Annotated in this window: 21 protein-coding genes and 1 pseudogene; 13 read left to right on the forward strand and 9 right to left on the reverse strand. The window is 34.7% G+C overall.

Features of this window, described 5'->3' with window-relative positions; all coding sequences use genetic code 11:
* Positions 1-58: 58 nt before the first annotated feature.
* From BGM27_RS08760 to BGM27_RS08805, 9 genes and pseudogenes are all read right to left on the reverse strand, one after another.
* Positions 59-532 carry a hypothetical protein gene (locus BGM27_RS08760; RefSeq protein ID WP_417860401.1) on the reverse strand — a complete coding sequence of 158 codons (474 nt, stop codon included), beginning with the start codon at positions 530-532 and terminating at the stop codon, positions 59-61.
* A gap of 166 nt (positions 533-698) precedes the next feature.
* Positions 699-1,886 carry a metallophosphoesterase family protein gene (locus BGM27_RS08765; protein WP_020954169.1) on the reverse strand — a complete coding sequence of 396 codons (1,188 nt, stop codon included), beginning with the start codon at positions 1,884-1,886 and terminating at the stop codon, positions 699-701.
* An 11-nt stretch (positions 1,887-1,897) separates the two neighbouring features.
* Positions 1,898-2,083, reverse strand: coding sequence for a YonK family protein (locus BGM27_RS08770; protein WP_019712268.1), 186 nt, complete (start codon positions 2,081-2,083; stop codon positions 1,898-1,900).
* Between the two features lie 1,645 nt (positions 2,084-3,728).
* The gene (locus BGM27_RS08780; RefSeq protein WP_020954168.1) at positions 3,729-4,004 is read right to left on the reverse strand and encodes an HU family DNA-binding protein; all 276 of its coding nucleotides are present in this window, start codon (positions 4,002-4,004) and stop codon (positions 3,729-3,731) included.
* Positions 4,005-4,221: 217 nt separating this feature from the next.
* Positions 4,222-4,845: a hypothetical protein gene (locus tag BGM27_RS08785; protein ID WP_041482313.1), complete on the reverse strand. Its 624-nt coding sequence runs from the start codon at positions 4,843-4,845 to the stop codon at positions 4,222-4,224.
* Between the two features lie 221 nt (positions 4,846-5,066).
* The gene (locus BGM27_RS08790; protein WP_020954167.1) at positions 5,067-5,969 is read right to left on the reverse strand and encodes an NUMOD3 domain-containing DNA-binding protein; all 903 of its coding nucleotides are present in this window, start codon (positions 5,967-5,969) and stop codon (positions 5,067-5,069) included.
* A 185-nt stretch (positions 5,970-6,154) separates the two neighbouring features.
* Positions 6,155-8,029: pseudogene (locus BGM27_RS08795) on the reverse strand (RNA dependent RNA polymerase); the annotation flags it as partial.
* A 40-nt stretch (positions 8,030-8,069) separates the two neighbouring features.
* Positions 8,070-8,249, reverse strand: a complete 180-nt coding sequence (locus BGM27_RS08800) for a hypothetical protein (protein ID WP_020954166.1) — start codon at positions 8,247-8,249, stop codon at positions 8,070-8,072.
* 119 nt (positions 8,250-8,368) lie between these two features.
* Complete coding sequence (locus BGM27_RS08805; protein ID WP_020954165.1) at positions 8,369-8,605, reverse strand: helix-turn-helix domain-containing protein; 237 nt, start codon at positions 8,603-8,605, stop codon at positions 8,369-8,371.
* Between the two features lie 178 nt (positions 8,606-8,783).
* On the opposite strand from BGM27_RS08805, the gene BGM27_RS08810 reads away from it, so the two are divergent.
* The 13 genes from BGM27_RS08810 (at position 8,784) to BGM27_RS08870 (ending at position 21,893) form a co-directional block, all read left to right on the forward strand.
* Positions 8,784-9,068: a hypothetical protein gene (locus tag BGM27_RS08810; protein WP_020954164.1), complete on the forward strand. Its 285-nt coding sequence runs from the start codon at positions 8,784-8,786 to the stop codon at positions 9,066-9,068.
* Positions 9,068-10,180 carry an FtsZ/tubulin family protein gene (locus BGM27_RS08815; RefSeq protein ID WP_020954163.1) on the forward strand — a complete coding sequence of 371 codons (1,113 nt, stop codon included), beginning with the start codon at positions 9,068-9,070 and terminating at the stop codon, positions 10,178-10,180. Before BGM27_RS08810 ends, BGM27_RS08815 begins: the two co-directional genes overlap by 1 nt.
* Before the next feature lie 992 nt (positions 10,181-11,172).
* Positions 11,173-11,352, forward strand: coding sequence for a type I TA system toxin YonT (yonT, locus tag BGM27_RS08820; RefSeq protein WP_020954162.1), 180 nt, complete (start codon positions 11,173-11,175; stop codon positions 11,350-11,352).
* Between the two features lie 515 nt (positions 11,353-11,867).
* Positions 11,868-12,716 (forward strand): GIY-YIG nuclease family protein, encoded by an 849-nt coding sequence (locus BGM27_RS08825; protein WP_014417888.1) that lies wholly within the window; start codon positions 11,868-11,870, stop codon positions 12,714-12,716.
* A 19-nt stretch (positions 12,717-12,735) separates the two neighbouring features.
* Positions 12,736-13,953: a hypothetical protein gene (locus BGM27_RS08830; protein WP_020954160.1), complete on the forward strand. Its 1,218-nt coding sequence runs from the start codon at positions 12,736-12,738 to the stop codon at positions 13,951-13,953.
* A gap of 306 nt (positions 13,954-14,259) precedes the next feature.
* Positions 14,260-16,128 (forward strand): LPD29 domain-containing protein, encoded by a 1,869-nt coding sequence (locus tag BGM27_RS08835; RefSeq protein WP_020954159.1) that lies wholly within the window; start codon positions 14,260-14,262, stop codon positions 16,126-16,128.
* Positions 16,129-16,179: 51 nt separating this feature from the next.
* The gene (locus tag BGM27_RS08840; protein ID WP_020954158.1) at positions 16,180-17,781 is read left to right on the forward strand and encodes a DNA N-6-adenine-methyltransferase; all 1,602 of its coding nucleotides are present in this window, start codon (positions 16,180-16,182) and stop codon (positions 17,779-17,781) included.
* Positions 17,782-17,863: 82 nt separating this feature from the next.
* Positions 17,864-19,804 (forward strand): hypothetical protein, encoded by a 1,941-nt coding sequence (locus BGM27_RS08845; protein WP_020954157.1) that lies wholly within the window; start codon positions 17,864-17,866, stop codon positions 19,802-19,804.
* Between the two features lie 34 nt (positions 19,805-19,838).
* On the forward strand, positions 19,839-20,261 hold the full coding sequence (locus BGM27_RS08850; protein WP_020954156.1) for a hypothetical protein: 423 nt from the start codon (positions 19,839-19,841) through the stop codon (positions 20,259-20,261).
* Between the two features lie 354 nt (positions 20,262-20,615).
* Positions 20,616-20,831, forward strand: coding sequence for a hypothetical protein (locus tag BGM27_RS08855; RefSeq protein WP_020954155.1), 216 nt, complete (start codon positions 20,616-20,618; stop codon positions 20,829-20,831).
* A gap of 123 nt (positions 20,832-20,954) precedes the next feature.
* On the forward strand, positions 20,955-21,272 hold the full coding sequence (locus tag BGM27_RS08860) for a hypothetical protein (RefSeq protein WP_020954154.1): 318 nt from the start codon (positions 20,955-20,957) through the stop codon (positions 21,270-21,272).
* Positions 21,273-21,372: 100 nt separating this feature from the next.
* A complete protein-coding gene (locus BGM27_RS08865) occupies positions 21,373-21,702 on the forward strand; it encodes a hypothetical protein (protein WP_020954153.1) in 330 nt (109 codons plus the stop codon).
* A gap of 26 nt (positions 21,703-21,728) precedes the next feature.
* The gene (locus BGM27_RS08870; protein WP_020954152.1) at positions 21,729-21,893 is read left to right on the forward strand and encodes a hypothetical protein; all 165 of its coding nucleotides are present in this window, start codon (positions 21,729-21,731) and stop codon (positions 21,891-21,893) included.
* The last annotated feature ends 6 nt before the right edge of the window (positions 21,894-21,899 follow it).

Consider the following 21,899-nt stretch of genomic DNA (forward strand, 5'->3'; position numbering starts at 1 on the left):
CAAAAGAGAAGTAGGGGAGACTTCAATCATCACTGGGCGCTCTTAAAATGTGTTTTAATTACATAGATAATTTATAATCATATCTCATTCCCCTAGTAGAGGTCGTCTTCTTCAAAAAAGTTATCTCAATTTCCTCTGCAATTATCTGAGCTTGATCTCGACTTGCATTGCATCTTACAACAGTTGATTCAGGTACAATATATGCTTTGAAAAATTCAAAAAGCAAACTGGGCTCACCAAGAATCAATAGCTTAGGTTTATCTTTCTGACTGTTTAAGGTGGTACCACCTTTAGATGACCCAAATGCTGGTGAATAATTAACTACTCCTTGTGAAGTAGTAACGGACGGTTCTTTTATACTAATTCCAGGCATTGAACATGTTCCGATAGTTGCTTTTTGCGCAAGACCCATTTTTTCATGCAATTTATCTAAGACAGTTCTAATCTCAAAATCACATTTATAGCCAGATTCTCTTAATTTAATAAGCTGTTCAAAATGCCTGTTTAAATATTTAAAGTCTTCATTCGTCATTTTCATTCCTCATCATCCTCATCTGTATAAAATTAAAGTTTTATATCAATTAACAATCAAATTTACTAGAGTGCTCTTGCTTTCAGGGGACAGGTTGTCCCACTGTTCTACTAATATTTCAATAAATTCATTGGCAGACATAGGATCATTCCTTTAACTTTTTATTTTAAAAGCGAATTATGTATGTAGCCTCAATACCTGCATCATCAAAAACCATAAATTTTTGAGAAGGTTTTGTGCCAAACCGACCTTGCATAGCATAATCATCCGCACCGACAAGCGCTCCATTTACTACAACTGTTGTGCTGCCGTACTCTTTTTCATAATTGTGATGAATATGACCGCCGAATATGTAAGAAGGGATGTAGCCAAGTAATTGAGGTAATCGTGTTACACACTGATCAACACGATCGTAGTGGCCGTGCACAAACACGACTTCCTGATTGTTGATTTTAGCGGGGATGAATCCGTCTTGCTCAGGTTCAATTGAGATGTTCTTTATATTCTTCAATCTGGCTTCAAGATACCAATTAATGAGGTATTCAAAGTTTTCTTTGATCCCCACATCATTCTTAGAAGGGGAGAGACGACCGTGATTTCCTGCCACGTTGTAGAACTTAACCTCTTGAAACTCACTTGCCAACATCGCTAAAACCTCAGCAAGCGTTTCTGATACATATTTAATTTGTTCTACAGCATCTTCATTAGCTTGAACTCTTGTAGACACATGAATAAGCCCTCCGATTAGATCGCCGAGATTTGCTACATGTAGTGTGGATATATGATTCTGTTTACCGTACTCAATCACTTTGTTGGTGAGATGTTCCACACGCTCATTAAAAATTTCTTTATTGAATTTATTAATACGGTTGTCGATTTCCATTCCGAAGTGCCAATCACTGAATAGCGCGAGTCCATGTTTTTCATCAATAGCAGGTGATGGGAAAGTAAAGCGAAGGGGTCTTTTTGACTCTAGAGATGCAATAGCTTGTACGACATCATCTTTAATTTGTTCAAACCGTGCTTGATTGGCAATGAATTTCCGATATTCTCTTTTTTGATCTCGTGCTTTGATTGTTTGTTTTTCGGATTCAATGCGAATTTCTTCATGTTTTTGTTGAACTTCTTTGTTCATATTCTTTGAGATAAAGTAATCGTGCCAGCGCTCAAATTGTTTAAAGTCTTTACGCCATTTGCTTTCATCATAGTTGGTTCCCTGATCTTTATTTAATAGTGCAGCAATTGTTTTTGTGTCAATGTGATAAGTGTCTTTGTTCTTGAAAAGCCTAATATGATAATCAGTGAACGATTCGTCTTTTTCTCGCTGTAAAACAGTATCTAAAATAGCTGTCATTCAGTCACCGCCTACTCATTGATTTGTGGAAGTTCGTCTTCTTCGGTAATAGAAATTTTCACTTTCCGACCATCAAATGATTTTAAAATTGAATTCAGATCATAACGCTCGATGTCTGTTTTTGTTTCTTCTTCAATAATCCCATCAATGTAAGTATAGTTACCTTTTAAATTTACTGTATGAACTTTCTTAGCCAAATTAAATTCCTCCAATATGTGTTTTATTTACGTTCAATAAGCTCCTTCGGAAGCCCGATGATCCGAAGCATCGGTAACGTCCGAAAAGGGGATATAAAGGAGATGAAAAGATAAGTCGGATAGGCGTTGGGGAAACGCCCGAAGGAGATTATTGATTACTTGCGTACCGGAAGGCTCGGAAGCACATTCCGGCTGATCGGTAAAGTAAAATGCAAGCACAAAAAGACCTTCTAACGATTTAGATGACCTTGTTCTGATTACATTCTAACCCCGTTTCACCTACGTAAGTAGCTCACGTTGGGACGCAAGCCTTCGGTTAGACAGGGAATACGCTGATTACGGGTTCAGCGACTGAAACCTTTGTAGTCGACAAACTATAAGTAAGCCGAAAATAACAAAAGACGTCATAATGACGTCTTCAGGAACTCCTTGTACATCATGGTACATGAGCATAAAAACCGGTAATCGCTGTGCGAAAACCGGATTCTCCTTCTACACCTGGCAGATGAGCTATGACAACAAATAATACACACTTTATGGGACGTGTTTAAAGTTCCTATTGCCAACATCTTATATATCAAGTTTTTATGTTGCTTGCCAACTGCTCAGCAGAGTCTGAGAGCCAAGGGAAAAATAATTTGAGAAGGAAAGACCCTAATAAGCCTTCTCAATGGCATTTTTAATGCTCTTGTCGGGTTACACGCCTTATTGAGAAACAAAGCGTCTCAAACGCTCGCCATTTATTTTGCACAGTTTTCTCTGACCCGTGTAAGGAGGTATGTGCATGGGAATAAGCCTCCATTCAGAACATTGAAGGAGATGAAGTGAAATTGAAAAGGCAAGACCGAAAATAATCCTTTTCTGTGAAATGGGAGCGGTGATCAATCGCCCAAAAACCATCTCACTTATTTTACGAGCATAGAAGACTCGCTAACCCGGAAAAATTTTTGATGACCGCATAATAAGCATCAAAGCTTACAAGGGCATTATTTAAAGGGAAGGGAGACGCATCTGCCTTACCTAAGTGCAAGCCGAAGCAGTGCACCGCAATTAATATTCAGGCTATATGCCTCCCATAATAAGACCCTGATGGGATTCAGTCGCAATTTGCAATAATGCGTTAAGTCTTATCGGCATATTTAGCCCGATAATAGCCATTTACCTGTCTCTTTTAGATACAGAGATTCGAGTTAACCTCGAACCCTCATAAATGACCATTATCCGACTAACTACAATGACCAGTTGTAGCTGTAAAGTCGAATTTAATGCTTTTGTTCGTATGAAAGAGAGAATAGACATGTTTAGAAAAAGCTTCATCCACGATGGGGCAATACCCCGCTAATATCCACTTATCCGAAATCCTGGCATTCCAAGTCCTCAAACAAATGAATATTAGCGGAGAACTGATATCCCACATATCAGTAAACAGCTTATTATTGACGACACCCCCATGCCATCAATAAAAGAACTCTAATTAACCAGGAGATGAATGCGGGCGAGGATTTGCACCTCGCATACAAACTTTGTTGTTTGGGTGTACACCCTGCTCCCTTTGTTTGCGTAACGGGCTTATCCGCGTCTACCTATTCCGCCACCACATTCATAGGTTAAAGAGGGGAGAGATACCAGTCCTTCACTTTATATATTAAGCTTTCACTGCGTCTTTTAGAGCTTTAGCAGCCTTGAATGCAGGTGCCTTTGTAGCTGGAATATCAATTTCCTCACCCGATTTTGGATTTCTCCCTTTACGAGCTGCACGTTCACGAACCTCAAATGTTCCAACTCCAGGAATCTTGATTGATTCACCTTTTGTAAGTGTTTCAACGATTACATTAAATACTGCTTCTACTTTAGGCGTAGCTTCTTTCTTAGTAACTCCTAATTTTTCTGCAACTTCTCCAACAAATTCTGTTTTGTTCATGTTTTAATTCCTCCTAGTGATTTTGCTTATTTTTGTGTTAAAGTATAATTACGGTAACGTTTGTGCTTCTTTTGAAAAATGGGAGACGTACTCACCCTTATATGTGGAAATTAGCTTTCTTTCTCCCTTATGGCGATTATCTTTTTTAAAAGATTAATGCTCCAAACGCTTGTGGCACAAGAGAAACAAGAGCGTTGGAATAAATAAGAGTGCAAACTCAAGCGGAATTTCTCTTTTTTCTCAGTCTATCCAAGTACTGTTTATGTTTTTTTTGGCACGTTTCACACCTTATTTGTCTTTGCTTAGGATTTTTAACTATCTTTCTACACTCGATGCATACAATTTCGTTGTAAACATTCCTTCTAATATTAGATAAAATTGTTTCACCAAAGCATTCCCATAATGTTGTTTTAAACTTGCTTTTCTTCATATAAAGGTGTTTGACTAAAACATCAACTATGTATTTCTCATTGCAGTGTATTTCCATTAAACGATCTTTAATGATCTTATAGACATAAAGCTTTTGCCCCTGTTTAACTCCTTCATCACTGTTCATTAACCACTTTTTGTTGCGATCTAGCCTGGTATATTCTTTAATTATTGCTTGATCTAATCTAGCATTCTTATTATTCAATAATGTACGGTAATCAAAGCAACCTGCTACAGATTTAAAATTAATTCTTTCAGAAGGAATAACTTTTTCTAACCTGTTAACTGTACTCAAATTCAGTTTTTCAACGCTATGTTCTTCTTTATCCTTCGCATTGATAAAGAAGTGGGGCACTTTATTTTTTATGTAATCTTTAATTTTTTCATCAACATGATCAGGACGGGTGGGCATGAATAAGGTTTTTGCGAACTTTGATACCCTCGGTTTCCCGATATTTTATTAGGGAATAGACCATATCATCATCTGTGCTAGACAGATGGTCAGCGCTTCATAATAAGGAATTTCACCTTATTATTACTCCATAAAGGATGGTCGTTGCACCTTCATTTACAAGTGCTTCCCAGCATGATGTAAACGCTTGGCACAGGGTTTTCATATAATACATTCTACATTCATTTTACATTTTTATAGGTTCTTCCTTGTTTAATTCCATAGACAACATTGGGTTTTATGTTACACATTTTTGCAACATGGGGTGCTGATAACCCTTTTTTAAGAAGTTCTCTTATGCAAAATACTTCTTTTGAAGTAAGAGTGCTTTTCTTCTTGCTTTTGTATTTAAGAATAAAGTCGTCCCACCCAGTAACATGAATATGATTCCATACTTTACACTCTAATATTGATTTAACGATGGGGTAGGAAACACACATTGACTTTGATACTTCGAACATCTTTTCTCCATTAATCAATCGAACTTTTATCTCGTATGCTTTCGTTTCATTTATTTTTGAGGATTTATTTTTTGACCCTAAATGAGACTGACGCATCTTTAATCTAGATTCTGGCGAATGCCTTTTATTCATTCTAGATTGTAAAAGCTTTTCCTTATGCTGCGGAGAGAGCTTTCTGCCAATTCTCGCTTTACTCATTTTGGCTTTAGTCTCATCACTAAGCTTTCTTCCGGTGTTATTAATCCTATTCTTTTCCCCAATAATTCTTTTGGTGGAGTCAGACATCTTACAATTACTCTTGCCCTCTCCGCCGGTGGTCATGTTAAAGCCATTTAAATAGGCACCTAGTTCGTTTATGTAGTGAGTTTCTAATTCGTTCATATCTGAGTTTGGATCAACTGTTTGCAATACATGAAATTGGAAATCGTTTTCTCCATATTTATTCCAGGTATTCTGCAAATGTCGATTACAGTGCGAATTGTTTTTCAGCTTCCAAGTGTGATGCCAGTAACGCTTAATAAATTTCATCTTAGTTTTCCCCACATATATTAAGCCGGTGCTTATCTGCTCAATCTTATATATCCCGCTCAAATATTTATGCTCATCCTCATTTATAAACTTCACTTTGTCACCCCCTTGTTTTAAATATCATTGTTCAAAAATGTAAAATGTATTAATTAGAATTCCCCTGTTAGCACACTCATTGACGATCATTTCCTATCGCTACTTTTCGCTGAATGTACACCCTAGATTTCTAGGTTCACTGACTTTTCATCCGCATATCGCTATGCGACGCGACTATAAATTTAATCGATAGTAAAGTTATTTTCCATGCATAACCATTTGATTACGTCCAGATTTATATTGTCACTGTTCCATATCTTAGTGATGTTGTTGCTGTATTCCCCGATATTGATCCCATAAGCAAGAGTAAGTGCTTCATATATGTTCCTGCTATTAATCTCTTGTTTCTGGGCTACAGACATTTCATAATACAACGGAGCGATGTTCTCCATATTACGCTTGGCAATATTGACGATTAACTCATCAGAGATAATTAAAGCCTTATCCCCGTCATTGTCGAATTGCAGCAGTTTAGATATGGGATCATGAATACTGGTGTAAACACCTGGAGTAATGAACCACTTTTCATATTCCTCAGCTTTTTTGTTCCACCTAACACCATGCTCTCTGTATAAGTGAGGGGAGCGGAGGATATCAATATACCCTTCACCATATAAAGAACAATGAACATCACTTCCTGAGAGAAGCCCTTTTGGATTCTGGATGTTCAGAAATAATTTTTCGCAAAAAGCATACAGATCAGGGCATAAGTATGTATAACGAGCACCATCAACAAGCAATTTTCCTGATTTGGCATCTTTAATCATGCTTTTCTTTTTATTTTTAATAATTTCTTTCGTGTGATCATCGTTAAGAAGTTCTGGATATAGAAGTAAAGCGTCCTGAAGAGCTGTCCGATGTTTCTTTTTCTCCGTAGCTCCAAGAACTCTTAACATGGTTTCCTTGTCAGTTCCCAATGTGGTAATCTCTTTTACAGTCTTTGAGCTCATTTGAATTAATTCTTCATCTGAGATATCTGTAAGTGTCTGGAGCATTTGATAAGTGAGTTTACCTTCAATAGAAGGGTCTTCTTCGTTGAGTTTTGCCCCTAAGCATCCATATTTTTTATAATTGCCTTGATATTCTTCCCACGATGAATAATACTTCCACATTTTAAACTGGCTTTTAGTGAAGATAATTTGAACATCATCTTTCACTACGTCCCATTCCTTGCCGTATATATCATTTACTTTAAAAGCTTTGTTTTCCTCAGCAAATTTACGAAAATCAAAAGGGACTAATAAACCCTTTACCCACGGGAGCCTTACCATGAAGCTTTTACGACTAAGAGTGGGAAGTATCATTCCGCAGCCATCTGTATGCTCAATGGGAATGTTCATTGTTTTTCGTGTGATCTTGTAGGTGTCTCGATCAATGTAGTCAACGAGACTCGACACATCAGTTTCTAAGTCGTTGACTACAATGGCTTTATCAATATCAATCTCCCAAGGGCTACTGGCGCTGTTAGATAAGGCCATATAACTATTCCATTTATTAATGCTACTACCACCAAGGGAGTTTATCTTTTCAATACTTAAGCCGCATGTCAAAGCATCCTGATACTTATCGTAGGTGCTTTTTTTAATGAAACATGACTTCTTTGTACGAATTTGACCGGCGCTGCTCGTGAAATAAACGTATTTTTCATTGTTATGTAAGAATCCTTGATCTATAATGTCCTTCAATACTTCAAAATGATAAGTCTGGACAACCATGATTTCCTCTGAAAGGCTGTTTTCTTTAATCCCTAACGTTCGGGTCAACACTGAATCAAATAAAGAAATCACTTTATTATCCCTTAAGCTGTCAGTTCGAAGTGTTCTTATGTTATTATGTTCTTCGAATGCGGAATAGAGGCATTCTTTAAGGTATGTAATTCTTTGTGATATGTATTTCTTATGTTTATTATTTACATTGTCTAATGTCTTAAGATAATCTCTGTATCTATAAGACTTCAAAATCTTATTATGTAATGAATTTTCTTTGTCATTATAAAATGCTGATGTGTCCACGCTGTATATGTGAACTTGCTTAGACAATCCGTCTTTTTTTCTTTTCAATCAATCCCCTCCACTTATTTTATTTTTACTCTGAAAGCACTTAATAATCGCTATTAAGATATTGATTTACTAAACTTCGATATGTAAAGCTTTGCTTATTAATCTTTCCGTACCATTTGTAATCCTGATAAAGGTATTCTTCTTCGGGTGTTGCTGTCCCATCGACTACTTTTCCCTCAATAAACCCCATTAAATGACTAAATAAATACTGCTTTTTCATCTTACACCTCCATACTATTTTATTTTTACTCTTAAAATGTTTAAAATAAAGACCACTTCATGTGGTTGTGTCTTTATTATATATTTTATTTTTACTCTTGTAAACATAAAAATCCAAAGTTAATTGGATTTAATTTCGATTAATTCAAAAAGATCGTCAACTTTACAATTTAGAATATGTGCCATTAATAAAAGATTGTATGTACTAGGGAGGACGGTTGCAAATCCCTCGCTGTCATTTTTACACCATCTAGATATACTTGCTCTTTCAGCTTTTATTTGCTCTGCTAACCAGCCTTTTTCGATACCTTTGCTGCTTAGAAATGAATCCAACTTACTTTTAACCCTATATTCCATTTAAATCATCCTTTTGCTGTTTGAATAAATTTTATAAAATGACTGGTTTACATACAAGCAGAGTGTGATTATTTGCATTAAGATACAAAAATATTTGCATTTAAATACAAATAAACAATATAATAATCGTAGATCAACCAAGATACTTCAAGATCACAAGATATTAAGGAGGGGTCACATGGATACTTATTTTGATTCAGTAATTGACAACTTAACTCGAAATGATTTGTATATTCTAGGCTTATTGAGCGATGAAGGGGCTGATTTAAAGTTTAAATCAATTAGGAAGAAAACCATTCAAGCTAAAACTCAGTTAACTGATGCTACCTTTAGAAAGAGCATAGATCGTTTAGAGGCCTTGCAGTTTATTAATATAGTTAAAAACAGTAAAGAGCATACAGTTTTAATTACTCAATATGGACAAGAAGCTTTGAGATATCAATTAGAAGGGGAGAGGGTTTAATGTTTGGCTTTATTGGAATTGGTCAGGCCGGTGGAAGTGTAGCAGATGAAGCGATGAAGAGAGGATTTCATTCTGTCGCAATAAATTATTCACTTTCAGACCTTAATTCATTGATCAATATTCAAGATAAGCTTCATCTGGTCGGAACCGAAGGAGTAGGTAAAGACAGAAGCGTAGCAGCGAAACATATGAAAAATAACTGGGAGTCCTCTATTGAGTTTATAAAGAACACAATGGAAAAACCTTCAGTACAAGTTATTTTTGTTGTTTTCTCTGCAGCTGGTGGAACCGGTTCAGGGGTAGCTCCTATATTATTAGAATTGTTAAACGAATGTCTTACCCATAAAACAATAGTTGCTGTACCAATCCTTCCTGACAACAATGAAGTATTGGTTAACCAGATGAATTCACTGGAGCTACTTGATGACTTATCTATGCCAGATACATGTGTTTTACCTTTGGATAATCAAATGGTTTTGAGTAAATATGATGGAAAGATTTCAGAGAGCGGGCTTTACAAGGAAACAAACAAGATGTTCCTTGATTTAATTGAAGTCTTACTCAATTACACAGAAAGAGGGTCAAAAATCAGCACTTTAGACAGGAAGGATTTAAATCAGCTTTTTGATACCCCAGGAATCATGACTATTGCTCAAACAGACCTCACCGAATTTACAAATGAGGGCAAGTATTTTGATAAGCTGCATGAAGATATACAAAAATCATGGAACAATTCGATATTCACTCCAGTTGAGTTTACAAATGTAATGAGAGCTGGAGTTATTCTGGATGTTCATGAATTCTTAACAGAGCATATTTCGTATAATGAGCTGTTTAATGTCTTTGATAACAAGATGCCCTTAGACTTATTTAAAGGACATTATGATAAGGGGAATAGGGCGATAACGATTCTTAGTGGATTAACCTGGATCAATGAGCGGATGAAGCAGTTAGATGATTTAATTGAAAATGGGAACACTGAGATTAAAGAAACAACTGTTTATAAAGCTAAGAATCGACGTAGAGAAGATTTATTCAAACCGAGGAAACCAGAGAACGGAGAATCGAAAAAGACCTCGTATATGGAGGCACTGAAGAAACTAAAGCGTTAATTTTAAAGGGAGGCTGCCTATTATGGCGGCTTTTTTATTTTGATTTTTTATGACCCCCCTCGGTGATCGTGAGCTGAAAAAGTGCTTATCGTAAATGAAGGTCGGAAAGGGTTATTTAGTTGATATAGCATTGTTTTAGAGCTGTCAAAGGGGATAATAGGTGTTTTGTGATCGTAAAACGTAGACAGGAGAGAGGAAAAGTGGTTGTTGAGTTAAAAATCTGATGAAAAAGGGGAGAATGAGGGGTGAAAAAACATTAATATTATAGGCTTTTACGATTGAGATTACGATGCGAAAACAGGCTGAAAAATGGGAAAGTGAAAAAATAAGTTGGGTGAGGAAATGGAAGTGCTAGGGGTACATTTGTTCCTGTTTTTTGGCCTTTAGATGTTAATATACCCCCTATATATTGGTATTTAATTCCCTATATAAGATACGTTATGTAGGGTTTTTATGATTTGGCTGATAAATTTGCACAACTAACACAATTCCAAATGAAAAACAATATTTATTTTTGAAAAAATAATTAAGCATTCAATTTAAAAGTGAATACCCATTCATTAAAATAAATCGTGTGTGTAACGAAAGGGAATGAATCGAAGTGTTATCTATCCTATATAATTTTTCATCTAATCCACACACCTATTTTATATTCACTCTAATCATATTCCTTCATCTCGTTACATCCACCATTACATATCCTCATCTTGCCTAATCATCTCCATCCAATTCCTTCACCACACATCATCATATACCCATCCCATAACACACTAACCATAACATCATCAGAAGCATTCTAATACACCTAGAATCAATTTTAAATTGATTATAATATCATTGGTATCCAATCCACATACACGCCTTATATAGTCTATAAACACCCATAAATAATAGTCCAAAATAATTTAAAAAATCCATATTTAGAGTAAAAATAAAATGACTTTGTAGGGAAAGTGTGCTATAATAGAGTTATAGGAAAGGAGGTGTACATAGTGCTTGAGAAAGTGGGTATAGCAATTGCTTTCCTTATTCCTATCACGGTTTTAATCATCAACTGTTTAACGATAGCTGAGAAGATTCAAAACCTGATGAAGAATAAGAAAAGCAAAAATAAAAAGCGTACACGCAAGCGCCTCCGTAGCAAGAGACAACGCAAACGTATACGCAGATAACACGCTAAAGGGGATTAATTCCCCTTTAGTCACTACCCATATTATAACATGGACAAGCACTTTGTAAACATGAAGCGATGCTCATTGTGGTTTACGAACATTACATTTGTTGTTTTATTCTTATTGTTCCTGTTCATCAAAGATTATTTCAGCAGCGGAATACAGTCGCTTATTATGGCTATCTTCATAGTAACGTGTATCATTGTCATTTTGTTATGGATCGCTTACTTTGTATACGCCAAAAGAAGGTAAACAAATCTAACTGACATCACAATTAATGGTGCTTATTAGTGGTGAGCGGGACAGAAAAATGGATTGACACAAATGAACCTGAAGAAATTGCATCTATGTTGCCAAAATAAAAAGTGATCAACAGTGCAATAATGATTCATTTTCTAGGCTGGAAGGACACTTTAATGATCTTGAAGAGAGAACTAACAATTGAATTTAAGACGTAAGAAGGAGCGGTATATTGTTTATCGTTCCTTTTTAAAAAGAAATTATAAGGAGGTAAAATGAAAGGAATATATCAGATAACAAATAAGCATAACGGAAAAAAATATATAGGAAGTAGCATAAATGTATTCAAACGTTGGGAACAACATATAAATGATCTACATTATGGGGTTCACCATTCTCATATCCTTCAGAAAGATTGGGATAAACATAGCTTAAATGATTTCACATTCGAAATATTGGAGCATGTAGAAAAGAAAAAGGATTTATTAAAAATAGAGCAAATGTGGCTAGATGGAGAGGACACAGACGGTCTGTATAATGTTCTAAGCTCCACTACAATGCGGAGCATTTCAGCTCCTTCTAGTTTCGTAGAAGATGTGTTTTATTGTAAAAACCTTTCAGAGAGAACTCTGCATCTCTTAAAGAAAAACTTAATAATCCACGAGAAAAAAGGTAAGTTGCTTCATAGCGGAAATAATAGATATGACTACAGTAAAACTTGGTTCAATAAAAACTCTGGTGGTGCTGTGCAACAATTAAAATTGAATATGAATAATTATTTTTATAATCAAACAAAATCAACTAGTCAAGAGCGTTGCTGGACAACATTCACACAATATGCGAGACAATTAGAATTCAAAGGAAACAAGAAAAGATTTGTACCTCTCAATGGTCAAGAGCTAAAGGAAAAGAAAAGTTATCTGTGCTTTGCAGCCAATTGTTTCCCAAACTCGTTTTTGATTGCGAAATATAACGAGTTGTCATCTCTAGATGAAGATACATACGCTTTATCTTTGATTTTAAAATGGATAATAAACTGTGGCAATATCAATAAGCCTTTAACAGTGTTCATTCCTTCGATGAGAATGGAAAAGCTGCTTTCACAATGGATATATAATATTTAAGGGGGAAGTCTGTATATTTATGAATAAAATTAAAATAGTTGATTCGGTTATGGGGAGCGGTAAAACATCTGCAGCGATTAACAAAATGAATTCTGCCAGTAAAGAAGAAACCTTTATATTCATCACACCTTATTTAAATGAAGTTGAGCGCATAAAGAAAAGCATAAAGTCCAAACAATTTTTCGAACCTAAAGTAAAGAAGAAAGGTGATAAAACACAATATAAGTTTGAATCCTTTCACGAACTCTTATCACAGAATAAAAACATTGTGGCAACTCATAACCTTTTTAAAAACGCAAACGACGAGACAAAAGAACTTATACTTGCAGGCAATTACACACTGATATTAGATGAAGTCATGGAAGTAGTGGAACAATTACAGGTGAAGAAACATGATCTAACAACACTGTTTGATTCCAATTTGATTTATGTTGAAGACGGTTTTGTCAAATGGAATGAAGAAAAAAAAGACTATGAAACACGATACGATGATATTCGAGATATGGCGTTAAATAACAACCTAATGTATTTCAAAGACAATATATTGATTTGGAACTTTCCTGCCGACGTATTCCAGTTATTCAAGGAGGTTTACATACTTACATATATGTTTGATGCTCAAATACAAAAGTATTACTACGATCTGAACAACATTAAGTATCAAAAGTACATTTCAGCTTACATGGATGGGCAGTATAGGTTCATTGATCACAGTACTGATTATGAAAGGAGCTTTAAGAAAGAGTTAAGAAACAAAATAAAAATATATGAAGGTAATCTAAACACAATAGGACAACTGGAGTTTTCACTGTCTTCTAATTGGTATAAAAATAAATCACCTTACACAATCAAAAAGGTGAAGAACAATGTATTCAATTACTTTAATAATATTGTTAAGTCGTCAAGTGATGAAGCTATGTGGACGACTTATTCAGACCATAAGAACAGAATAAAGGGCAATGGGTATACAAAAGGCTTTGTTTCATGTAATGCACGTGCTACAAACGAGTTTAAGCATAAGAAACACTTAGCATATACAATAAACAGATATACGAATACTGTTCTGTATAATTATTTTAAAGAAAAGTACAGTATTACAATAGACCAGGACGCATTTGCATTGTCTGAGTTAGTGCAATGGGTATGGAGGTCTGCTATTAGGGATGGAGAAGAAATAACTTTGTACATACCTTCTTTGAGAATGAGGAAGCTGCTCACAAACTGGCTCGATACCTGATAAAGAGGACAAACCTCTTAAACTTAAAAAATAAGCCAGTCATATCAAGGGTTTTAGAGCCTAAGTCTTAAGGAGAACCATAAAAATAATTAAATAAAAAATAATAAATTCGTCCGTAAAGAAAGTGCCTTTACGGCCGTCTCGTTTCAGCAAGCTGAACCTCGATAATATGTTTTTCTCTTTTTAGAATAAAAATAAAATAACTATTGAATATTTAAAGTGATCATGTTAAAATTAAATCAAGTCAAAGGATTACATACATTTAGAGTAAAAATAAAATGATTATAAAGGATGGAGAGATTGAAAATGACAGCTGTTTTAAGAATTAACGAAGAGTTAAACGGAATTGAACTTTATTTTGATAGTAAACCAGAACAAGAGGTTTTAACTCATCTTAAATCAAACGGTTTTCGATACTCTGGATTCAAAAAATGTTGGTGGAGCAAGCGGACAGAAAAATCAATGCAGGTCGCTAATGGTGTTACTAAACAAGAAATCTCATCATCTAAAACAATCACAAAAACCAAAAAGAAAGCTAAGGGTGTAAAAATGAGTCTGTGGGATGCAACACAATGGAATGAGTTAGAAGTAAATAAGGAACAAGAAGTGAAAGAAATGGCAAAGGAAATAAGAAAGCATTTGAGACAACGTTTCCCACAATGCAAATTCTCTGTTACTACTGGGGGAAGCTATTTACATAGCACTATTAACATCAAAATTAAATCAAGTCCTTATGAAAAAGGGTCAGCTTATTTGACTGCGATTTATGATTATTGCAACAGTCTTTTAAACAATTATCGCCATTGCTACAGCCCAGCAGATCCATACACTGATTACGCAGGTAGCTACAACTTTTATGGTCATGTTTCATTAGATTGGGAATATACAGTGACAGAACAAACAGAAGAAATTAAAGAAGATATGACTCTGTTTGATTCAAAGATGGAAGAATTCAAAGAAGTCGAGAAAGCGAGAAAAGAAAAAGAACTGCAGGAATATTTAAAAGAACAAGAAATCAAAAATGCTGAATATAAGAGACGGCAAGAAGAAAAGAAACAAGCCGAAAATATCTATAGCAGCATTGTAGTAAAACAACTGAATGAAGATCAAGAGTATTTTGTTATTGATGCACAGTTTGCCAACTTAAACAAAAATCAAACACTTGATCAATACAAAGACGAGGTTGCTAAAGGTGACTACAGACTTGAAAATGTGAAAATTACAAAAGAAGTACATTTCAATACTGAAGAAGCTTTAAACAACTTTTCTAACTTGCTTTTAAATGATTTTGATTTTCTTGCGGAAACAGGGGGCAGCTTTACGGAAGACAACAGAATCAACTCAATGATTGATTATTACAATATGGACGATCTAGAAAAGAACACAGTCAGATGGAATTTATATGGCGTAGGAGTGTACTACGGCGGGAAATTGCAATTTATTGTAGACGCTCAAGGTTATTCTTATGCAAGATACGTTGGTTTAGTAGGCAATGCAAAAATTGAAAAGTCAATTTCTCATAAGCAAGCGTTAAAAGAAGAAGAATTGCAGGAGTTAAAATATCAAGCGAGAAAAATAGAGGATCTTTCTAGCTCAGTCATTGAAGAATTAAATATATTTGCAACCTGGAACAATGAAGACTGGGACAAATATAAAACTTCACTCAAAGAAAAATTGAAATTGAATAATTTAAATTTAAGTAAAAATGTTATCCAACAAGCAGATACAGAAAAATTAAAAATTGCTTTATACAGAATTCACCATGAAGTTGACAGCATTCAAGAACAATTTAAAAATGCTGATCTTGAAAAAGGTGAAAAATATACTCTGTTTTACATATCTGATCTTGGATCTTTAATTACTGAAAGAATAACGTATGACAGTTACCGGCCAACTAAATATGCCCAATATGATAATGCAGTCAAGTTGACATACCGGCCTGAAAATAAAAGAAAATTATATTGTTGTCACTTCTATTCAGAATTATTGATGTTCAAAGGGTGGCACTCGCTGCCCGAAACAGTATTGAATAATGTAGAGGTTAAACCAGATGGAATGAAAATAATTCACAGTAAGTACCACTCTTGCGACAAAAGACAATTCGATGAGGTTTTAGGTTATTTAAATAAAAAAAGCTTCAAACCAATAATTAACACATATAAGCCTAATCTATAAACTAATGAGGGGATGGGAAAACATCTCATTCCCTAAAAAGGGGAGCTCAAAATGTTTAAAGATAATCCGGATTTTTATCCGACACCACCACAGTTAATCCGAAAAATGACATCTAAAGTAGAATGGAAGTACATTAACTCCGTTCTGGAGCCCTCAGCAGGCAAAGGGAATTTAGTAGAAGCTATTCACAATCAATTTAAAAACACCAGCAACTATAGAAGGAATTCGAAATATGACATTGATACAATTGAACAAGATGAAAACTTACGACACATACTTAAAGGCAAAGATTACAGAGTGATTGCAGATGATTTTCTGACGCTTAGCACTTACAAGAAGTATGATTTGATTTTTATGAATCCACCTTTTAGTAGCGGTGTTAAACATTTATTAAAGGCGATTGAATTAATTGAAAAGCAACAAAGATCCGGCCAAATTGTTTGCTTACTAAATGCCGAAACATTAAAAAATCCGTATTCAAATGACAGGAAATTTCTTATACGTAAGCTAGAGGAAATAAATGCAGAAGTCGAATACATTCAAAACGGTTTCCAGGGTTCGGAGCGAAGCACAGAAGTTGAAACAGCTCTAATTTATATAAGCATTGAAAAACAAGAATATGACAGTGTTCTAATAGAAGAATTGAAAAAAGATGAGTCCCATAAAATTAGTGCCGATTATAAAGCAACACAGTTGGTGAATGCAGACTTTATAAAAGGGATTGTAGAACAATTCAATTATGAAATTAAAGCGGGTTTAAAGTTAATCAATGAATACAACAGTTTAAAACCATTAATGCTGCATAGTTTCAATGATGACAGTGCTCCGATATTGAAGCTGCAAATTGATAAGAATACCGAAGAAATTGACATAGAGAATACATATATAAAACAAATTAGGGCGAAGTATTGGAATACGTTATTTAACAATGATCAGTTTATGGGTCTCTTTACAAGCAACCTGAAACAAAAGTACTTGCAGCACGTTGAGGAATTAAAAGATTATGACTTTTCTTTGTTCAATATCTATACATTGAGAATTCAGATGAGCAAAGAGATGACACAGGGCGTAGAAGATACAATACTTAATCTTTTTGAAGAATTTAGCCACAAGCATTACTATGATGAATCATCAAAAAATGTGCACTTATATAATGGATGGAAAACAAATAAATCATACAAAATTAACAAAAAAATAATTATCCCATTGAATGTGTATAGCTGGTTAGATGGTCGGTATAACCCAACAGACTACAAGGTCTTAGAAAAGTTGAAAGATATCGAAAAAGTTTTCAATTACCTTGACAATGGGTTAACAGAAGACATAAACATAGATGAAACTTTAAAGCTAGCTGAGCATTACGGCGAAACGAAAAAAATAGAATTAAAGTACTTTTATGTAACTTTCTATAAAAAAGGAACATGTCACATCGAGTTTAAAGATATGGAAATTCTAAAGAAATTTAATATCTTTGGCAGCCAAAAGAAAAATTGGCTTCCTCCTTCATATGGCAAGGTAAAATATCAGGATATGACGGCAGAAGAAAAAGACGTAATCAATGATTTTGAGGGTGAGCAATCTTACAGTGCTACGGTAAACAACGCTTCTTATTATATCCTGGATACATCGAAGCTTCTCATGCTCACATCATAAAGGCTTGACTGCGTAATTTTTAGAGTGAAAATAAAATATAAACAAAATAAAATGCATATTCTAAACAGAAGGGAGAGATTTAATGAATATTGAAAAAGCGTTTCAGCTATGGATTGATATAACAGGAATAAGCCCTAATAAAACTGAAGTTACTTTAAGAGACATGAATATCCAAAGTGCTAATAAAGTCTTGGAGAGATCCTTAAAATATGACCTAAGCTATGTAACTACTCTGATGTTGATGAACACTTATTTAAAGGATTTCACCAAAGAGAGAAAATTATCCTTGAATGAGATATTGGAGAATTATTCTATCTTTAATACTTTATTATCCAAACTGGAAGAATTCAAAAGCCTGCTTAACTCTGATGAAGTAACAACTATCAAAGAGGAGTTCAAACGGCGCCTATTAGAAAGTCTTTCACACTATGGAATTGATCAGAGGGTATATAAATCAATGATAGGTGACGAAGATAGTCTAGCAGAGTTACGCTATAGCGCATATAACGCAATAAATGAGCTAGAAATTGTGCAATTCACACAGGGGACAGCAACTTCAAAAAAACCACGGATATATAAGGATATTTTTGTTTTTAAGGATATTAACACCTTATTGAAGTGGATGATGACAGTTGATTCGGGAATCGTAGTTGCAATGATACAGAACATGCAAGACTTAGGCGATTCTTATTTTGTATTCGCTGTAAGAAATGGAGGTACACTTTCAATACTTACAGATCGTGAAAAACAACGTCATCCACTTCGCTCACAGCTATCGAGAACAAGATCAAAAGGAAGGGCTTTCTATGAAAGAATTGTGGAATACCACTTTCCATATTCGATACTTGATATTGAGTTTGGAGACAACCATCGAGCATATATTTCGTCCGAAAACAGACTTGTTACACAATATGAAGGAACTTCAATAAAACCTATTAAAGACTTAGATGATGATGAAATTGTATGGCTTATCATGATGTTTGATTTAATAAAGAAAAAGTTTTTTGAAGAAGACTATAAATCATCAGAGCTTTCCTATACGCCACTTATGATAAAGGAAACAGATTTTCTCTTAGAAGAAGCGCAGAAAAATGAAATTGCAGTTTCTTCATATACCCATCTGAACTTACCTAAAATAACTGGACAAACTATGCAGACCGAAAATTTAAAAAATGTTTTCGAATTTGAACCAACTGGTAGCAATGATTGGATGATTGAGCGATACGATGTGCCTGAACACACTTTTGATGTTGTTGATAATAAAGACTCTGTGCCGCTTTTATCAAATGAAGATAATCGAACTGAGGGACTATCTCTTTCGCTTAAAAAAATGAATGCATCTACTTTTGGCAGTAAGCAAGAATTAGAAAAGGAGCGTCTTTATTTAGCTCGTTATAATCAAGCGCAGGTAATAAGTGAGAAGCTGACTCAAGAGTATTACGAAAGAAAAGCTGAAGTTAAGCAATGGTTTGCTCAGGCTATTAAAGGGAATTTACCTAATCTTCTTAAATCTATGATCTATAGAAAATTCATTGTTAATAAAGACAAAGAAGAAGCGAGAACACTAAACGGAGATTGGGAGAAACCTGAATCTAACGGAAATATTCTCAATGTTTCTTTACTTTCAGAGAATAGTTATAACGGGCAATACTGCAATATTTATGGTTATGGAACAGACCTTTATAGAGATGATTTTAAATGTGTTGTTAGTAATAAAACGGCTTCCATAGTTGGACATTTTCATCCAAGAACAGCAGGACATATAGCTGATCTTTGCGGATGTGAAGTTCATGAGTTGCACGAACTACTACAAGGTTTTAAGAAGGGCAAAAGCTATTTTGGGAACCCAATTTTGAATAGTGTTGACCCGATGGATTGGGCTATTAAAAATCCTTGGAATGAACTTCGTATGGATGTCCGAATCTATGTAAGTAAAAGAGAATATAACAATTTGTGCAAACAATATAATACGGGAAATGAAAGATTTTGGTTAGATGATAATCAAAATGTTCAATATGATTAAAACAACAATTTTAAACATATAGGAGGGTGCTGTGATGAAAGAAGGAACAATCGATTTATGGGATAGAAAAGACGGAAAAGTTAAAGTGATCATAACTGATTTATTGAAATTGCATCCGTACACAGGAAAAGGAAATAGATCGACTGTAAGTCTATTTGATTTTGACGGAAATTATAGATGCCGTATAGACCATATACAGAGTGATAAGAATCTAGTTGGAGATATACTCGAAGCGTTAGAGGTCGACGACAGATTCAAAAATTTCAAACTAGCATTCGATAAGGACATTAAAATGTACGAATTTTCGATAAATGAACATGGGAACATGCCGTATAGGTCATACAATACAAACAGTGTGACGGCAGTTATCAATACAACTTTCGATGCATTAATCAGTATGAGATACATGCCAAATAACGGAGGGTACGCAGTGACAAAAGATAACGAGAAATATTGAGATTGGAACAATTTCAAGAACTGGTCAGGCTAAGGATATGAAAGACTTAGATTGTTCGGTCTTACATAGTATCGACAACATCTTTAAATATCATAAAATCAGATAGGACGGGCGTGTGTAGTTTGGATAGAGAGAAAATCAATGTCTATAAATCAGAAGAAAACGATTATTGCGATGGATGTGGACACAGAAGAATAAAGGGCGTATACAGCGTATACGTGCCGTATGCAAGAAGTATTGTAAATGTATGTGATGATTGTAAAGAAAAGCTTGTGAATGCATTGAAATCGGAATAAAACAATATTTCACAGGGGCTTGTTAGCCAATACTAAAGCGAAGAGGTGAGAGAGCTCAATGAATTTAAAAGTTGATGACAAAGTAAAGCCAATTAACAAGACTGCTGGACACCGTGATTTTGATAATAGTGCTACTCACTATTCGATGTTGGAAATAAAGCAAAACTTTTTATATGTAATCGGAGTCAATGAAGAAGAATCTAGAAAAGTTAAGGAAATTTGCTATTGGTGTGGGGTGTATCCAGGTGCACCGATGGATATAAAAAAAGATTGAATAAAACAAACAGCGGTTTCATGACATTCCAAATAAGCAAATACCTGCCAAAAAACATTTGACTATTTAAAGTAGTCAATATATAATAAAAGTATAGAAAAAATTGAAATGAGGGAACGAGAAATGAAAACATTAGTTCATCAAATTAAAGAAATCAGCAACAATCAAAAAGAAGAGATTAACGGATACACAATCTTTAAAAGAAACCAAAATATTTGTACAGTATCTAAATTCGGCGAAGTGATGTTCGAAGGGACCCTAATAGAAGTTTCAGAGTATATAACAAAGAATAGACAGGACACTTTAAATAGTTTTTCTCAAAATGAAATAGAGACTCTAGCAGAAGCAATGGGAAAAGATAAGAGAACGATTTTGTTTGATATAGAAGATAGTCGAGTTACAGCCGAATTATACCGTGAAAGACTTGCCCGTGTTATCTAGCTCCTCAGGGGGAGAATAAACCGCATTAAGCCCTGAGCGTTCCTGCTTATGCAGGAGGTTGTTAGTATTTTTAAATTCTTGAATGGGAGATGGAATAATTATGACAACTTTAAATGAAAACGTCCTTCAATTTTTACTGGATAATGGCTTTAAATTAAAAGAGTACGAAGATCAGGGGTTAACATTTTATTCAAAAGAAATAAAAGATAGTCAAGCTTTAAAAAAATTGATTGAGTATCATTATGAGATCGAAGAAGATGAAGATATTGTAGAAGGCGATACCACCTTTATTATGGAGATTCAAACAAATGGTGAGAATCCACAATGGCTTTTTACAGGCGAACATGACATGTTCGACATTCTTGACGATCAAGACGACTTTTTTGATTATGTAAAAGGGATTGAACGATTAATTAGGCCAACTGAGTAGCTAAAGAGAGGGGAAATACAATAGCCATGAAGGTTAAACAATTGATTGATTCATTGCAAGAGTTGATAGACAAAGGGGAAATAACAGAGGAAACACAAGTTCTACTCAATACATATGACGACTGCATGTACGAAGTAGCATGTGCTGAGCCACTGGGAGAGTTTGTACAAATAGAAGCTAAGATTAAATAAAGAAAT

It is taken from the genome of Bacillus sp. FJAT-27001 (assembly GCF_019039175.1).
GTDB classification, from domain to species: Bacteria; Bacillota; Bacilli; order Bacillales; family Bacillaceae; genus Bacillus; species Bacillus velezensis.

What these genes read in the sequence shown, in the direction of transcription:
- BGM27_RS08760 (WP_417860401.1), bottom strand. Translation starts at nt 532, where the DNA reads ATGACGAATGAAGACTTTAAATATTTAAACAGGCATTTTGAACAGCTT.
- BGM27_RS08765 (WP_020954169.1), bottom strand. Translation starts at nt 1,886, where the DNA reads ATGACAGCTATTTTAGATACTGTTTTACAGCGAGAAAAAGACGAATCG.
- BGM27_RS08780 (WP_020954168.1), bottom strand. Translation starts at nt 4,004, where the DNA reads ATGAACAAAACAGAATTTGTTGGAGAAGTTGCAGAAAAATTAGGAGTT.
- BGM27_RS08785 (WP_041482313.1), bottom strand. Translation starts at nt 4,845, where the DNA reads ATGCCCACCCGTCCTGATCATGTTGATGAAAAAATTAAAGATTACATA.
- BGM27_RS08800 (WP_020954166.1), bottom strand. Translation starts at nt 8,249, where the DNA reads ATGAAAAAGCAGTATTTATTTAGTCATTTAATGGGGTTTATTGAGGGA.
- BGM27_RS08805 (WP_020954165.1), bottom strand. Translation starts at nt 8,605, where the DNA reads ATGGAATATAGGGTTAAAAGTAAGTTGGATTCATTTCTAAGCAGCAAA.
- BGM27_RS08810 (WP_020954164.1), top strand. Translation starts at nt 8,784, where the DNA reads ATGGATACTTATTTTGATTCAGTAATTGACAACTTAACTCGAAATGAT.
- BGM27_RS08815 (WP_020954163.1), top strand. Translation starts at nt 9,068, where the DNA reads ATGTTTGGCTTTATTGGAATTGGTCAGGCCGGTGGAAGTGTAGCAGAT.
- BGM27_RS08825 (WP_014417888.1), top strand. Translation starts at nt 11,868, where the DNA reads ATGAAAGGAATATATCAGATAACAAATAAGCATAACGGAAAAAAATAT.
- BGM27_RS08830 (WP_020954160.1), top strand. Translation starts at nt 12,736, where the DNA reads ATGAATAAAATTAAAATAGTTGATTCGGTTATGGGGAGCGGTAAAACA.
- BGM27_RS08835 (WP_020954159.1), top strand. Translation starts at nt 14,260, where the DNA reads ATGACAGCTGTTTTAAGAATTAACGAAGAGTTAAACGGAATTGAACTT.
- BGM27_RS08840 (WP_020954158.1), top strand. Translation starts at nt 16,180, where the DNA reads ATGTTTAAAGATAATCCGGATTTTTATCCGACACCACCACAGTTAATC.
- BGM27_RS08845 (WP_020954157.1), top strand. Translation starts at nt 17,864, where the DNA reads ATGAATATTGAAAAAGCGTTTCAGCTATGGATTGATATAACAGGAATA.
- BGM27_RS08850 (WP_020954156.1), top strand. Translation starts at nt 19,839, where the DNA reads ATGAAAGAAGGAACAATCGATTTATGGGATAGAAAAGACGGAAAAGTT.
- BGM27_RS08855 (WP_020954155.1), top strand. Translation starts at nt 20,616, where the DNA reads ATGAATTTAAAAGTTGATGACAAAGTAAAGCCAATTAACAAGACTGCT.
- BGM27_RS08860 (WP_020954154.1), top strand. Translation starts at nt 20,955, where the DNA reads ATGAAAACATTAGTTCATCAAATTAAAGAAATCAGCAACAATCAAAAA.
- BGM27_RS08865 (WP_020954153.1), top strand. Translation starts at nt 21,373, where the DNA reads ATGACAACTTTAAATGAAAACGTCCTTCAATTTTTACTGGATAATGGC.
- BGM27_RS08870 (WP_020954152.1), top strand. Translation starts at nt 21,729, where the DNA reads ATGAAGGTTAAACAATTGATTGATTCATTGCAAGAGTTGATAGACAAA.